12 protein-coding genes and 2 riboswitches are annotated in these 15,878 nt (G+C 41.1%); of the genes, 3 read left to right on the top strand and 9 right to left on the bottom strand.

Annotation, left to right across the window (positions count from 1 at the left end; all coding sequences use genetic code 11):
- Nucleotides 1-13: 13 nt before the first annotated feature.
- Nucleotides 14-1,702, bottom strand: a complete 1,689-nt coding sequence (locus CSV77_RS05555; RefSeq protein WP_158232025.1) for a methyl-accepting chemotaxis protein — start codon at nt 1,700-1,702, stop codon at nt 14-16.
- Nucleotides 1,703-2,259: 557 nt separating this feature from the next.
- On the opposite strand from CSV77_RS05555, the gene CSV77_RS05560 reads away from it, so the two are divergent.
- Nucleotides 2,260-3,417 carry an acyl-CoA dehydrogenase family protein gene (locus CSV77_RS05560; RefSeq protein WP_199175265.1) on the top strand — a complete coding sequence of 386 codons (1,158 nt, stop codon included), beginning with the start codon at nt 2,260-2,262 and terminating at the stop codon, nt 3,415-3,417.
- Nucleotides 3,414-3,971, top strand: coding sequence for an SLOG family protein (locus CSV77_RS05565; RefSeq protein WP_099672598.1), 558 nt, complete (start codon nt 3,414-3,416; stop codon nt 3,969-3,971). The genes CSV77_RS05560 and CSV77_RS05565 overlap by 4 nt, the downstream gene beginning before the upstream one ends.
- A 55-nt stretch (nt 3,972-4,026) precedes the next feature.
- Here the strand turns inward: CSV77_RS05565 and CSV77_RS05570 are convergent, their stop codons facing one another.
- A complete protein-coding gene (locus CSV77_RS05570; protein WP_099672599.1) occupies nt 4,027-4,566 on the bottom strand; it encodes a hydrolase in 540 nt (179 codons plus the stop codon).
- 138 nt (nt 4,567-4,704) lie between these two features.
- Nucleotides 4,705-6,894 carry a malate synthase G gene (locus CSV77_RS05575; protein ID WP_099672600.1) on the bottom strand — a complete coding sequence of 730 codons (2,190 nt, stop codon included), beginning with the start codon at nt 6,892-6,894 and terminating at the stop codon, nt 4,705-4,707.
- Between the two features lie 401 nt (nt 6,895-7,295).
- Nucleotides 7,296-7,428, top strand: a riboswitch (cobalamin riboswitch).
- A gap of 147 nt (nt 7,429-7,575) precedes the next feature.
- Here CSV77_RS05575 and metE point away from each other — a divergent pair.
- Nucleotides 7,576-9,870: a 5-methyltetrahydropteroyltriglutamate--homocysteine S-methyltransferase gene (metE, locus tag CSV77_RS05580; RefSeq protein ID WP_099672601.1), complete on the top strand. Its 2,295-nt coding sequence runs from the start codon at nt 7,576-7,578 to the stop codon at nt 9,868-9,870.
- Nucleotides 9,871-10,152: 282 nt separating this feature from the next.
- Here metE and ribH read toward each other — a convergent pair whose 3' ends face one another.
- The 6 genes from ribH to CSV77_RS05610 all read right to left on the bottom strand — a co-directional run bounded on the left by ribH (nt 10,153) and on the right by CSV77_RS05610 (nt 15,874).
- Nucleotides 10,153-10,620, bottom strand: a complete 468-nt coding sequence (gene ribH / locus CSV77_RS05585) for a 6,7-dimethyl-8-ribityllumazine synthase (RefSeq protein ID WP_099631423.1) — start codon at nt 10,618-10,620, stop codon at nt 10,153-10,155.
- 13 nt (nt 10,621-10,633) lie between these two features.
- Complete coding sequence (locus CSV77_RS05590; RefSeq protein WP_099672602.1) at nt 10,634-11,827, bottom strand: bifunctional 3,4-dihydroxy-2-butanone-4-phosphate synthase/GTP cyclohydrolase II; 1,194 nt, start codon at nt 11,825-11,827, stop codon at nt 10,634-10,636.
- A 14-nt stretch (nt 11,828-11,841) separates the two neighbouring features.
- Entirely contained in the window at nt 11,842-12,486 is a 645-nt protein-coding gene (ribE, locus tag CSV77_RS05595) for a riboflavin synthase (protein ID WP_099672603.1), read from the bottom strand.
- A 3-nt stretch (nt 12,487-12,489) separates the two neighbouring features.
- Entirely contained in the window at nt 12,490-13,578 is a 1,089-nt protein-coding gene (gene ribD / locus CSV77_RS05600) for a bifunctional diaminohydroxyphosphoribosylaminopyrimidine deaminase/5-amino-6-(5-phosphoribosylamino)uracil reductase RibD (RefSeq protein ID WP_099672604.1), read from the bottom strand.
- Nucleotides 13,579-13,723: 145 nt separating this feature from the next.
- Nucleotides 13,724-13,872: riboswitch (FMN riboswitch) on the bottom strand.
- Nucleotides 13,873-13,929: 57 nt separating this feature from the next.
- Nucleotides 13,930-15,042, bottom strand: a complete 1,113-nt coding sequence (gene menC / locus CSV77_RS05605) for an o-succinylbenzoate synthase (protein WP_099672605.1) — start codon at nt 15,040-15,042, stop codon at nt 13,930-13,932.
- Between the two features lie 13 nt (nt 15,043-15,055).
- Nucleotides 15,056-15,874 (bottom strand): GNAT family N-acetyltransferase, encoded by an 819-nt coding sequence (locus CSV77_RS05610; protein ID WP_099672606.1) that lies wholly within the window; start codon nt 15,872-15,874, stop codon nt 15,056-15,058.
- Nucleotides 15,875-15,878 lie beyond the last annotated feature (4 nt).

The raw sequence follows: 15,878 nt of genomic DNA on the forward strand, positions 1-15,878 counted from the left end.
CTTTTTGGATTTTCTACACTTTAAATCGTGACATATCATTTTGAAGTTGTTCTGCAAGTTCGGCCAATGTTTGTGAACTGGATGTGATTTCCTGATTGGCTGCTAACTGTTCTTCTGTTGCAGCACTAGTGGATTCCGCTTCTGCCGCTGCTTGAACTGCCAATTCTTCTACGCGTTTAGCTCCTTCTGTTACTTCATCTGTCATCGCACGAATTTCTTCGATTGCTGATGATACTGTAGAAACTTTTTCACTAACGTCTGATGTTGCATGCTCGATGTCCAAGAAGACGGCATTTGTTTTCTCTGTTGACAATAATCCTTCAGCCACACGTTTTCTACCTTCATTCGTGCTCGTCACCACTGTTTCTACATCATGAATGATCGTATCTATCATTCGACCAATTTCTTGCGTAGATTGCTTGGATTGTTCCGCCAAATTTCGCACTTCTTCCGCTACGACAGCAAAGCCTTTACCGTGTTCTCCTGCACGCGCCGCTTCAATAGCCGCATTAAGTGCAAGTAAATTAGTTTGTTCGGCAATTGCCGCTATCATCGATGTGACGCCACGAATGCTTTCAGTGTGTTCGGACATTTTATTAATCGTTTCCATGGAATCGCCAATGGTCTTACTAATGTTCGTCATCTGATCGGTCGTTTCTCCCATTAAAGCAGAGCCTTGCTTTACCAATTGCGCTACATCATCTGATGAATTCAACATGTCCTCATTATCTTGTGTAATGACATCAATGGCGGTTAACATTTCCTCCATTGAGCTAGTAGATTGATTGACAATAGTCGTTTGCATCTCACTCGTCTGTAAGTTCTTTTCCGAAATTTCTGCTACCATTTCAGAAGCGGCCAAACTCTCTTCTGCACTTGCAGACAATTCTTCTGATTGTGCTGCTAAATGCAAAGCGGAATTTTTCGCTCGATCAATAATACCACGTAAATCAGCAACCATTTCATTTAGCGTAATAGCCATATCGCCAATTTCATCATTATTTTTTATCTTCACTTCTTCTATGGCAAAGTTCCCTGCCGACACTTCAGCTAGTGCAGTTGTCATTGTGCCAACCGGGCGGCTTATCAAACGAGTGATAATCATCGTGACCACTACACTGCCTATGATCCCTAGTGCAATTAAGATTGTCATCAATGAAATAGCGCTATTTGTATAACTCGCCACTTCCTTTTCCAACTGTTCTTGTTGTTGTCTTTGGTAATCAATCATTTGATTGATAGTATCGGAAATCGTTATTTGAAAACCTACTCCATTCGTTCCAATAACAAGCGCTTGTTCATCATTTCCTGCACGTTTCTCTTCTATAATGGATAGTAGTACCTTATCGTATTCTTTGCTAGCTTCCCGAATGGATACCAATGCATTTCGCATAGTGTTATTCTTCAGGATTTTCTCCAATTCAGTTAAGTTATTTTCAATACGAGATTGGGTTTCTTCTAATTCTTTTATGTAAGTTTCCGAGCCATATAACATATATCCCCTAATATTTTTAGTTAAGTTATTTTGATCGTTTTGCTGTCGCTCTAACAAAATGACTTTATGCATCCGATCGTTAATTAAAAATGAATACTTTTCGTTAATATTCTTCAGTGCTAAGAACCCTATTAATCCAATAATAATGATAATGATGACTAGACTCATAAATCCAATCCATAACTTTTTTCCAACTGTGAATTTCATCTTCAACATTCTCCCCTATTCAATTTTCAACCTTCGTATACATTTGGTATGCAATGCCAATTATACCCTACAATATTCATATTCGCATAGAGTAATTTAAAGTTTCTGCCAAATTAAAAAAATATAGCATATATTATCGTTTGTTTTCATCCATTTGATATTTTCTAGTTATTTATATACATTTCACTACTATAAAAACAATTACTAATATGTCTTTATACTTTTACAATCGGACAACAATTGATTCCAAGGTCCTTAATTTATAAAACGGAATTTTTTTATGAAAAAATCACACATAGGAGTTTCGACTAAACTTGAAATTCCTATTGTGACTGCGAATAGTTATACTATTCTCTTAGTTATATTGTGAAATCTGACAGAGTTTGACATGAGTTTTTTTCTTTCGTCAGGATGGTATTTATTTCGTTTTTCTAGTATACTAGAATTTCATGACTCTTGAGAGAAGCACTCAAGGCAATTTTGCGTTTATATATAAATTGACATTAAGCCAGCAGTGAAAAGTAGTACAAGAATGAAGTGGTTAGGATGTGTTACTCGTGTCAACAGAACTTTTTATCACAACGGACTTTCAACGCCGATGGGTCAATCAATTGACTGAGGCAGGTCCGTTTTTCAGCAGCTTTTCAGAACAATCTGATGAGCTCTCAAAGTTTCCAAAAGAGAATATAGAAAAACTCGTGAAAATGGGCTATACGACGCTAACCTTACCTAAAGAATTAGGAGGTGCGGGTATCACAGTGACTGACATGGTGCTCTTTCAGGAGACCATCGCTCGTTTTGATAGTGCTACCGCTCTTGCTATTGGCTGGCATCAAGGAGTCGTTGGTGAACTGTATGAGAGCCGGAAATGGACGGAAGAACAGTTAGCCCAGTTTAGTGAAGCGATCCAACAAGGTGCCCTTGTGAATCGTTCCGTTACCGAAGCACAGACCGGTAGCCCTACACGTGGCGGCCGACCACAAACAACTGCTGTCCGCACAGAGAATGGTTGGGTGATTTCAGGTGAAAAGACATTTACGACTATGGCGCCTGCCCTTACCCATATTCTCGTATCTGTTTGGATTGAAGAAAAACAAAAAACAGGTTTTTTCTTGTTGCCAAGTGACACGGCCGGCCTTTCCATCAGAGATACTTGGCATATGATTTCCATGCGCGGTACGGAAAGCCAGACACTTGTGCTAAATCAAGTGGAAGCAACGGATGATCAGTTGGTAGAAGTGAATGAGGCACCACGTGGTAACAACCAAAACGGCTGGCTTCTTCATATTCCCGCATGTTACATGGGAATTGCCCAAGCGGCACGTGATTACGCGGTGCACTTTGCAGCCACTTATCAGCCAAATAGCCTTAATGAACCCATTGCTTCCCTTTTCAGTATCCAAACACAAATCGGGAAGATGGACTTAGAGCTGATTAAAGCACGCCACTTACTTTATGATATCGCGAGAATTTACGATGACCGTGCACGTCGAGTTCATTTACAAAATGAACTCGGGGTAGCGAAATCGATTGTAACGAATAGTGCGATAGAAATTGTTAACTTAGCCATGCGCATTGTAGGCGCTAAAAGTTTGGAATTGTCGAATCCCCTCCAGCGATATTATCGCGATGTGCGGGCCGGACTTCACAATCCACCGATGGATGACATGACAATTACAAAGCTTGCACAAGCCGCAATTAGTGGACAACAATGATTAAACGTTTACTCGTGAGCGGGTATAAAGCCCATGAATTAGGAATCTTTAATGAAGACCATAAAGGCATACCTATCATCAAGAAGGCATTGACAGATCAATTGCTAGTTCTCCTAGATCAAGGACTCGAATGGGTTATAGTCAGTGGACAGCTTGGAGTTGAAACGTGGGTTATTGAATGCGTGTGGGACTTGCAAGAAGATTATCCAAATTTACAATACGCGGTCATTACACCATTTCTCGATCAACAATCGAACTGGAATGAAATAAAACAAGAGACATATGAACAAATCATATCACTTGCGGATTACACAGTGAGTTTGACAAACAAACCTTATGAAGCACCTTGGCAATTTGTAGAGAAGAATAAGTTTCTACTTCGAAATTCGGATGCTTTGTTACTTCTATATGATGAAGAAAATGAAGGGTCACCGAAGTTTCTTAAAAAAATGGCAGTGCAACTAGCTGAAAATACCGCCTATGAATTATTATCGATTACCGCGGATGATCTACAACTCATTGCGGAAGATTTACAGCGAGAACAATGGGAGTAAGAAAAAGCGAAATGCCAAATCTCAGGCATTTCGCTTTTTCTATTTGATGAATGTTCTACTTAATTACTTTTAAAACCTGCTTAAATTCATCAGTCCCTGCCTCACCTAACAACTCATATAACGCTGTTTCTACACAAGTGCCTGAGACTCCAAGATGTTTCATCTTTTGTAAGCCGATCATTTTATTAGCTTCTGTTCTGGAAGTAACTGCATCCACTACCACTTCTACTTCGTAACCTTGCCTCACAAGATCAGCCGCTGTCATATAGACGCAAATATGCGTTTCAATTCCTGCAATCAACACTTGCTTCCTACCCAACTCATTGAGTTGTTTAACAAATTCTTCGTTGCCCATTGCACTGAATGTCATTTTTGAAATGGGGTGTTGTCCTTCAAGCAAGTTCGATAACGATTCAGAAGTCGGCCCTAGACCATCTGGGTATTGTTCGAGCCATAGAATAGGAATATCCAATACTTGTAATCCTTTAATCAACTTCTCCAAGTTATCATGTAGTTCCTGACTTTCATTGACGATTTGTGCGAGTTTTCCTTGTACATCTACTAAAACAAAAACTGTTTGATCGGTTTGCAACATAATATAGTCATCCCCTTTTCCAACATTCCTGTAAGTATAGCATATTAACAGATTTATTAGAAAAATATCTATTTCTGATTATTAAGTAAAAAACCGTCTCCCTTTCATCAATGAAAGAGAGACGGTTTGGAATGGTTATTAGTTTTGAACTGCTGCTTTTTGTTTTGCTTTCGCTTTTGCTTCAATACGACGAGCATGCAAAATTGGCTCTGTATATCCGCTTGGCTGTTCCGCCCCTTTAAAGATAAGGTCAGAAGCTGCTTGGAATGCGATGGAATCATCATAGTTCGGTGCCATCGGCTGATATAACTCGTCATCAGCGTTCTGCTGATCCACTACTATTGCCATACGCTCCAAAGTTTCTTGTACTTGCTCTTTCGTACAAACACCATGACGTAACCAGTTGGCAATGTGCTGGCTGGAAATACGCAATGTTGCACGATCTTCCATTAATCCGACATCATTAATATCGGGAACCGTTGAACATCCTACACCTTGGTCAATCCAGCGAACAACATAGCCCAGGATCCCTTGTGCATTGTTATCCAGCTCCGATTGTACTTCTTCAGCAGACCAATCCGTATTAGGTGCCAATGGAACAGTAAGGATACCATCACGATAATCGATCGAACTGTCAATTCCAGCCTGTACTTCTTTAACATTTACTTCATGGTAGTGCAATGCATGTAAAATTGCAGCTGTTGGAGATGGAACCCACGCAGTGCTCGCTCCTGCTTTTGGATGTGCAATTTTCTGTTCAAGCATTGCAGCCATTAAGTCAGGCATAGCCCACATTCCTTTACCAATTTGCGCATGTCCAGGTAGACCCGCCCGGATTCCCACTGCAACGTTTGCAGCTTCATAAGAAGATAGCCATTCGGATGCCTTCATATCAGCTTTTCTAATGACCGGACCAGCTTCCATAGACGTATGGATTTCGTCACCTGTACGGTCAAGGAATCCTGTATTGATGAATGCAATACGTTCTTTCACTTCATTGATTGCGGATTTCAGATTCAGTGACATTCTACGCTCTTCGTCCATTACACCGATTTTAATTGTATGGCGCTCAACACCTAGCAGATCTTCAATACGATTAAATAATTTGTTCGCAAATGCCGCCTCTTCTGGACTATGCATTTTCGGCTTTACGATATAAATAGAATTATGAAGCGAGTTTTTAAACGCTACATTTTCTTTAAAGTTATGCGTAGCAATTAAAGATGTAAGAACACCGTCTAAGATTCCTTCAGGTACTTCATTGCCATTTTCATCAAGAATTGCATTATTCGTCATTAAATGACCTACATTACGTACGAACATTAATGAACGACCACGCAGTGTCAACTCTTTGCCGTCTACACCTATATACGTACGGTCAGCATTCAATTTTCTAGTAACTGTTTTACTACCTCGTTTGAATGTAGATTCCAAGTCACCCTTCATTAAACCAAGCCAGTTACGGTATACGCCCACTTTATCTTCAGCATCAACTGCGGCAATAGAGTCTTCACAGTCCATTAACGTAGAGAGTGCTGCTTCAATTACAAGATCTTTCACACCCGCCTTATCGCTTTTACCAATTGGGTCGTTCTTGTCAATAGCGATTTCGATATGCAATCCATTATTCACCAACAATACTGCAGTCGGTGCATCTTTGGAACCATTATATCCAACGAACTTGGACTCATCTTGCAATTGAGTCGTGTTACCGCTCTCAAGCGTTACTTCAAGTTTGCCTTCTACAATTTTATAAGCAGTTACATCTGCATGTGAACCTTCAGCTAAAGGCGCCGCTTGATCTAGCAAGTTTTTCGCGAAATCAATTACTTTCTGTCCACGAATCGGATTGTATTCAACACCAGCTTCAGCACCCGCTTCATTACTGATAACATCAGATCCGTATAGGGCATCGTATAAACTTCCCCATCGTGCATTCGCTGCATTTAATGCATAACGAGCATTATCAATTGGCACTACCAATTGTGAACCGGCTTGGTTTGCGATTTCATGATCAACATTAGCTGTTGTCACTTTGAAATCTTCGGGAACTGGCTCTAAGTAGCCAATTTCTTGTAAAAACTCTTTATATTTAACGAAATCAATTTCGCCTTTATTATTTTGATGCCATTCGCTAATGGTCTTTTGTAATTCATCACGTTTTTCTAATAGTGCTTTGTTTTCAGGAGCAAGTTCATGAATGAGCGAATCAAAGTTTGTCCAAAATTGATCATTTTGAATTTCTAAGCCCGGAAGAACTTCTTCTTTTACGAAGTTATATAGTTCTGTTGCGACTTGCAATTTACCTACTTGTTCATAGTTTGTCATGGATAAAAGCCACCCCTTAAAATTTTTCCGCTACACTGTTGTATAACATATAGCGATGAACACCCATCATTATCCATTATCCGGCAACACCCCATAGCCCGTCGATCAAAAATCGACTCAATAAAGACAAATGATCTCTTCACATGAAGACGTGTTAGTACATATCATACCTAAAGTCTAGTTTACTTTCAACTGAATTGTGAAAATTTTCACATCATAGTTATTCGTCTTCGAGACAACCTACTCGTAACAGTTATATAACAGTCGGCGTAATATGTTGTTTTATCATTTCGTATTATACTTCCATATCGTTAGTTGTTCTTTAGCTCTCATCACTAAATTCTAATAGTAAGTTGACACACTATTTTGCATGTGATAGCTTTAGAGACAATCATCTGAATTGAATAGTTTGAAAAGTAGGTGGAATGAAAATACTTTCATTTCTTAAAAGGGAATCCTTTTCTTGGAGCGGTCCCGCCACTGTGAAGACGCTAATGCGTCCAGCCAGACACCTGCCTATTTTTCATGACGCTAATCCTACGGTGAATAGGGAAGTGTTAGACAGTCGCAGTGTATCATCGCATGCTTATAAGTAGCATGTTATTTTATACGTACTCGCAATTCTAACATTTCCCCTAGAGATGTTTTTTTTATTGAAAAAAATCAAGGGGGAAATTATCTATGGTAAAAAGCAGTATAACGGGCTACCCCGTAATAGGTGAAAATCGTGAGTGGAAACGTGTACTTGAGGCATTTTGGTCAAAGAAGATCTCGGAAGATGAGCTTCTTCAAACAACGAAAGAGATTCGCTTGGCAAATTTGAAGAAACAGCAAGATGCTGGGGTTGATTGGATTGCTGTGGGCGACTTCACATTGTATGATCGCGTACTGGATACGTCAGCCATGTTCGGAATCATTCCTTCACGCTATAACTGGAAAGGTGGACAAGTATCCACTTCCACATACTTTTCGATGGCCCGCGGTAATGATGAGGCGGTTGCCTCCGAAATGACAAAATGGTTCAATACAAACTATCACTATATCGTGCCTGAATACGAAGGCCGGCGTTTTGAACTAACGGAAAACAAGCCTCTAGCTGCTTATCGTGAAGCCAAGAGCGAACTGGGTATTGAAGGTAAACCTGTTCTACTAGGCCCCTATACATTACTAAAATTATCCAAAGGGTACGAGGATAAAGATGTACCATCCATTATCCTGCAACTGATACCCCTCTATCAAAAAGTATTACAAGAATTACAGGATGAAGGTGTTCAATGGATCCAAATTGACGAGCCGATTCTATGTACATCAATAAGTTCAGATGAAATGAAGACTGTCACAGAAATTTATTCACAACTGACAAAAAATCTGAGCGGGCTGAATATTCTTCTACAGACATACTTCGATTCAGTTGAACATTATAGAGAAACGATCGCCTTACCTGTTGCGGCTATCGGACTAGATTTCGTCCACGGACGCGAAAGAAATCTAGAGAACTTGAAGCAATATGGTTTCCCAGAAGATAAAATACTTGCGGCAGGAATTGTAGACGGTCGCAACGTATGGCGTTCCAATTTACGTGAAAAACTTACATTGACTGAAAAAATTCAACAGCATGTTACAGCTGATAATTTATGGATTCAACCTTCATGTAGCCTGCTCCACTCACCTGTTACGACTCGCTCGGAACAGAAACTAGATAAAACCATTTTGAACGCGTTAGCATTTGCCGACGAGAAGATTGAAGAAATTAAAGCTATTCAACTAGCAGTACAACATGGATATGAACAAGTTTCTAAGGCATTGGATGACAGTGAAGCAGCATTGACTGCATTTAATTCACTTCCTGCTCGCAATAATAAAGAAGTACGTGAAGCGACTTCGGGAAGTCTTCTATCAGACAGTAAGCGGAATCTTCCATTTGCAAAACGCAAAGTGAAACAACAGGAAAAATTCCAATTACCACTACTTCCGACTACCACCATCGGTAGCTTCCCACAAACACCGGAAGTACGGGCTACACGCAATAAATGGAGAAAAGGCGAAATTACGAATCAACAATATAAAGATTTCGTTCAAGCTGAAATTAAAGAATGGATTGATATTCAAGAAGACTTAGGACTTGATGTATTGGTACACGGCGAATTCGAACGTACAGACATGGTGGAGTATTTCGGGGAAAAGCTTGACGGATTTGTCTTTACTGAAAAAGCATGGGTACAATCCTACGGCTCACGTTGTGTTAAGCCGCCAATTATCTTTGGAGACGTTGCGTTTATTAAACCAATGACTGTAGAAGAATCCATTTATGCAAAATCTCTTACAGGTCATGAAGTAAAAGGAATGCTCACGGGCCCTGTAACCATTTTAAACTGGTCATTCGTTCGTGATGACTTGTCTAGAGAAGAAGTGACAAACCAAATTGCATTGGCTTTGCGTAAGGAGATCGAAGCGCTTGAAGCAGCCGGTATTCATATGATCCAAGTGGACGAGCCAGCACTTCGTGAAGGTCTTCCATTGAAAAGAACCGAATGGAAACACTATCTGGACTGGGCCGTTAATGCATTCCGCGTATCTACTGCATCAGTCGAAGATACAACGCAAATTCATACGCATATGTGCTATTGTGATTTCAATGACTTTATTGAAGCGATTAGCGCGCTGGATGCAGACGTAATCTCCATTGAAACGTCACGTAGTCACGGTGACTTAGTCGAGGCTTTCAATGAATATCATTATGACAAAGGAATCGGTCTAGGTGTCTATGACATTCATAGCCCACGCGTTCCTGCAGTAGAAGAGATGACAGAGATTATTAACAAAGGTCTTGAAGTGCTCGAGCCTTCTCAATTCTGGATCAATCCTGATTGTGGTTTGAAGACGAGAAAGCGTGAAGAAACAGTTGCAGCGTTGAAGAATATGGTGGTTGCAACTGTACAGGCACGCGAAAAGTTAGGCATAGTAGCGGTAAAATAATGAATGTAGGACTGTCTTAGAAATCAATTCGGTTTCTAAGACAGTTTTTTTATTCATAGAGTTTAGAATTGAGTAGTTTGCATGGTGGTAGAAGGAGGATTTACATTTCAGAGGGAACATAGCCACACGAAGTCTCCCCTTTTATGCATCCTTTGCAAGAACAAACGAAGTGTTACGAGCATGCACTTTCATTGCACCTGAATTTGAATTACACATTACAAGAGAGGACGTCCCATGAAGTAAAGTAACTTCGGGGACATCCTCTTTTAACTCCATTACTAATTAGTCGAACTGCTTCGTAAGGTTCGCCATCTCAATAGCAGACACTGCTGCGTCCCAGCCTTTGTTCCCTGCTTTAGTCCCTGCACGCTCGATCGATTGCTCAATCGTATCCGTTGTTAGTACACCGAAAATTACCGGAATACCCGATTGCATGCTTGCTTGTGAAACACCTTTTGCCACTTCATTACAAACAAAGTCAAAATGAGGAGTTGCTCCACGGATGACCGTGCCTAATGTAATGACTGCATCATATTTTTTTGAATCTGCCATTTTCTTTGCAATTAACGAAATTTCGAATGCACCTGGCACCCACGCTATATCTACATCGGCTTCATCTACACCGTGACGTTTGAACGCATCTTGTGCACCTGACAGTAACTTCCCTGTGATAAATTCGTTGAATCGTCCAACGACGATACCTACCTTTAACCCCGTGCCTACTAAATGCCCTTCAAATAAATTACCCATGTTTCATCTCTCCTCATAAAGTTAATAAATGTCCAAGTTTTTCTGCCTTTGTGTGTAGGTACTTTTCGTTCGCTTCATTGAATGGTAGCTGAATCGCAACGCGTTCAACAACTTCCAATTCATAGCCCTTTAAGCCAGCAATTTTCTTTGGGTTATTCGTCAGCAAACGCATTTGCGTAATACCAAGATTCTGTAGAATTTGTGCACCGATACCATAATCACGTAAATCAGCTGCAAATCCGAGTTTTTCATTTGCTTCCACCGTATCAAAACCTTGTTCTTGCAGTTCATAAGCTTTCAGTTTATTGATTAGGCCTATTCCCCTGCCCTCTTGACGCATATACAACAATACACCGCGCCCTTCTTCTTCAATTTGAGAGAGAGCAGCTTGCAGTTGCGGACCACAGTCACAACGGCATGATCCAAAGACGTCGCCTGTCAAGCATTCCGAATGAACTCTTACTAAGACCGGCTCTTCGGTTGTAACGTCTCCTTTTACCAGTGCAACATGTTCTTTTCCTGTCATCGTTTCAGTATAGCCAATCATGCGGAACTCGCCATAATCTGTCGGTAGCTTGATCTCTGCTTCACGTATAACTAATTTCTCTCGTTGTAGACGATAATGAATCAGGTCTTGAATGGTGATGAGTTTCAGATCTAGCTCTTCAGCCATCTGACGTAATTCCGGCACACGCGCCATCGTTCCGTCTTCACTCATGATTTCACAAATTACGCCCGCCGAAGCACTGCCTGCCAGTCGCGCTAAATCGACCGCAGCTTCAGTATGTCCTGTACGTTCTAATACACCGCCTGACTTCGCTACAAGTGGAAATATATGTCCAGGACGTTTGAATTCACCCGCAGTAGCACTTAGGTCCATCATTTTAACGATTGTATCCGCACGTTCAAATGCACTGATCCCAGTATGTGTAGAGCGATGATCGATACTAATCGTAAACGCGGTGCCATGTGAATCCGTATTATTATCGGTCATCATCTGTAATCCTAGTTGGGCGGCTTTTTGTTCTGTTATCGGCACACAAATCAAGCCTCGACCTTTCGTTGCCATGAAGTTGATGATTTCAGGCGTAATACTGTCCGCTAGTGCCACGAAATCGCCTTCATTCTCTCGATCTTCATCATCGACTACGATGACGACTTTACCTTGTTGTAAATCCTCTAATGCTTCTTCGATTGTATGAAACATCTTCATTCACTCCTTCACATAAATCCGTGTTGTTGTAAAAAGTCTTTTGACATCATTTGACCTGCAACTTGTCTTTTTTGCAACATATTCTCAACATATTTAGCGAGCATATCGCATTCGAAGTTGACTATATCTCCTATTTGCTTTTTTGCGATGACTGTCATTTCTTGTGAATGTGGAATCAACGAAATCGTAATATCCGTATCCTTCACTTCAAAGATCGTCAATGAAGTACCATCCAATGCGATAGAGCCTTTATGCAACAGATAGGAGTCATATCCTTGAGGTAATGACAAGCGTATATATAATGCATTATCAACTGTTCGCTTGTCACGAATCGTAGCTATTCCGTCTACGTGCCCTGTGACAAAATGTCCGCCAAACCTACCATTTGCCGCGAGTGCCCGCTCCAAATTCACAGGATCTCCCGTCGCTAATTGTCGTAGTGAAGTAGAGGAAATGGTTTCAGGCATGACGTCCGCTGCAAATTGATCTTTTGTAAAACTCTTTACCGTCAAACAGACACCATTGACTGCGATGCTATCCCCTATTCTCACATCTGTTAAAACAAGGGATGCAGCTATCGTAACCGTCATAGATTGAGCACCTGGTTGTATTTGCTTAACTGAACCAATCTCTTCAATTATTCCTGTAAACATGATTCAATCACCCTCTTTCGGTACCGCTATGATTTTAATGTCTGGACCAATCATCTCTACACTTTCAAAGGTTAAGGGAAACGCTTCATTCATCAATCGGGGATCCAGTCCGCCAATTGGTGTCAAAGATCCAATCCCTCCAAGCAATTTGGGTGCTACATAGCTAATGACTTTCTGCACTGCACGCGCTTTCACAAATGAAGCATTAATAGCTGCTCCACCTTCAACAAGCAACGTCATAACACCACGTCTTCCTAGTTCTAGTAGAATATCTTCTACAATCAACTGGGCTTTTTGCATTCGGATGATCTGGACATGCGGTTTCCTAAGTAACTTTTCACGTGTTAACTCCGCGTATTGCCCGCAAAAAATCCACGTCGGTGCTTCTGCATTTTGAATAACTTGACTAGATTCCGGTGTTCGTAATGATGTATCTAAAATAACTCGAATAGGATGTCGTCCACCTAGGGGCAGTCTGGTGGTAAGAAGAGGATTATCGTGAAGAAGTGTTTGTACACCTACTAAAATTGCATCCTGTGTATGGCGAAGCTGATGGACATCGAGTCGCGCTTGCTCACTCGTCACCCATTTACTATCTCCTTTTGAAGTCGCAATTTTACCGTCTATCGTCATAGCTGTTTTCATTGTCACATGAGGTGTTTTGGTTCTAATAAAATGAAAAAATGGTTGATAAAGTTTTTTAGCGCGTTCAACTGAAACAGATTCGGTTACTTCCACTCCTGCTCCACGAAGTTTCGCAATACCTTTACCCGCTACAAGTGGATTGGGATCCGTTGTCGCAACATAGACATGCTGGATACCCGCTTGAATGATGGCATCAGCACAAGGCGAAGTTTTACCAGTGTGAGAACAAGGTTCAAGCGTTACATACAAATCAGCATCCCTTGCACTCGCTCCCGCCATATCAAGTGCGACTCGTTCCGCATGGCGCTCTCCGGCTTGTAAATGTGCGCCCATTCCAATGATTCGGTTTGCCTTTACTACGACCGCACCTACTGGTGGATTGGGAGAGGTTTGACCTGCCACATTTTCTGCGAGTTGCAAAGCCATTTCCATATAATTCTGATTCATTGAGCAACACTCCAGCTTACGGTATTCCTCTAGTGACATTTCTACATACAAAAAGCCCCGCAAAAGATTATGCGGGGCTTGTAACCATGACTAAATAAACGTTATAAACAATAATGAAAAAATCATTACATGTAGTATATACGCACTGTTCCTTCTCTCATCCAGACTTTAACTGTCGGCTTTGGAGTTTCACCAAATCCACCTTCCGCTTATTTAAAGCATCCGGGTCACGGACTAAGAGCTTGCTAGCTCATCACCGTCGGTAGGGAATTACACCCTGCCCCGAAGGAAACATATTCGATTAACTAAAAGTCTAGCACATATGATGACTAAATAACAATAGTTGAATATTTATTCTGACGAAAACACCCATTTGTCCACTGTAAATCGGTCCAATGCTTCCATATTGGGAATGTACCCAATTCCATCTTCTGACGGGACTGTAATATAACCTTCATGCGCCACAACTTCTGGTGTAATGATGTCATGTTCCCAGTAGCGTGAAGACCCAGCTGTATCGCCCGGGAGCGTGAAATTAGGTAAAGTTGTCAACGCTACGTTATGCGCTCGGCCTATACCCGATTCTAGCATGCCGCCACACCATACATCGATACCTTTCGCTGCACAATAGTCATGAATTTTCTTCGCCTCTGTCAAGCCACCTACTCTACCAATTTTTACGTTAATTATTTTACAACTACCAAGTTCGATAGCTTTACGCGTATCTTCCAACGAATGAATGCTTTCATCTAGACAGATCGGTGTCTGAATGTGTTTTTGCAATTTGGCATGATCGACAATATCATCGGAAGCAAGCGGTTGCTCAATCATCATCAAATTAAACTGATCTAGTTCTTTCAACAACTCTATATCGTCTAACGTATAAGCTGAGTTAGCATCCGCCATTAACGGTACATGAGGGTAGGCTTCTCGAATGACGCGAATCACTTCCACGTCATAACCAGGTTTGATTTTCACTTTGATGCGCTTATATCCTTCATCTATAAAACCTTTAATATTCGCCAATAAGTCTTCAATTTTTTCTTCGATTCCAATACTGATACCCACTTCAATTCGTTGCCGTTTCCCTCCAAGTGCTTCAGCAAGCGTCATATGGTGATGCTTTGCATATACATCCCATATCGCCCCTTCAAGCGTCGCTTTCGCCATATTATTTTTGCGGATATGTCCAAATAAGTCACTTACCTCATCGGGGTGTGTAATTGATTTGCCAAGTACTGCGGGAATCAGGAAATCACGAAGCATGTGAATCGTCGTCTCTGTCGTTTCTTCACTATACCAAGGCGCAGTAAAAGCAACAGATTCCCCCCACCCCTCATGACCGTCCTCGTCTGTGACAGTTGCCAATAGAAAGTCTTTTTGCTGAATCGTACCAAAGCTTGTAGTAAACGGATGTTTCATTGTCATATTCATTCTACGAAGTGTAATTGAGTTGATTTTCATTGAATAAGCTCCTTTAATTTTGCAACGGAATGATGGATCGCTTGCAGAATCGATAGTACTGTACAGACTCTCCTGTTCTCCACACATCGATTAAAGCGAATCCCGCCTCACTCAGTTGCTGAAATATTTTCCTCGTCTTCATTCGCCATTCACAGGCCAATTGCGAGTTGTGTTGCTTGATCAATTGAATATGTTTGGGAACAGGCACTTCTATCGCTTCCGCCTGTATCCATTCATTCGTTTCCGGTAATAGTATAGCTGGGTATAGATCATCACTCAAGCGAATTGAAAAGGGGCGGCTATATAGCAAATTAGGTTGCCATTTCTCCATTACACGCGGACTGTCAATCCACCATGCGACTTGAAAACGATCAGTCGGTAACCCTTTGTTTAACCCATCGTCCATCTTTCCATAACAATCCACTATATAGTCGTAACAGACACCGTATAACTTTGAAGTATTTAAATAGGCGTTGCGACTTTCAAGAGGATCGAATGTCCAAACGATTAATCGATAGCCCATTTCTCGGGCAAGACGTTGTTGTTCTTCTTTTAACAGCTTACCAATGCCTCTCATCTGAAATTCATCATCTACCGCAAGCATATGGGAGCATAGATATATTTGGCCATCTGAATAGCCTGCGAAACTATAGGAATAGCCGACCATACGCTCCTCTAGAAACGCTCCAACAATCAACCCACCATTTTTGACTGCCGTAATGGTCTGATGGACAGGGATTGGTTCCATTCCCCAAATTTGCTTCTCAAGCTTTTGCATAGAATGAATGTCTTCGATAGTCGTCACTTTTCTGACTTCTATATCCTTCCTCATACTG

The sequence above is a fragment of the Sporosarcina sp. P16b genome, assembly GCF_002743065.1.
GTDB lineage: Bacteria > Bacillota > Bacilli > Bacillales_A > Planococcaceae > Sporosarcina.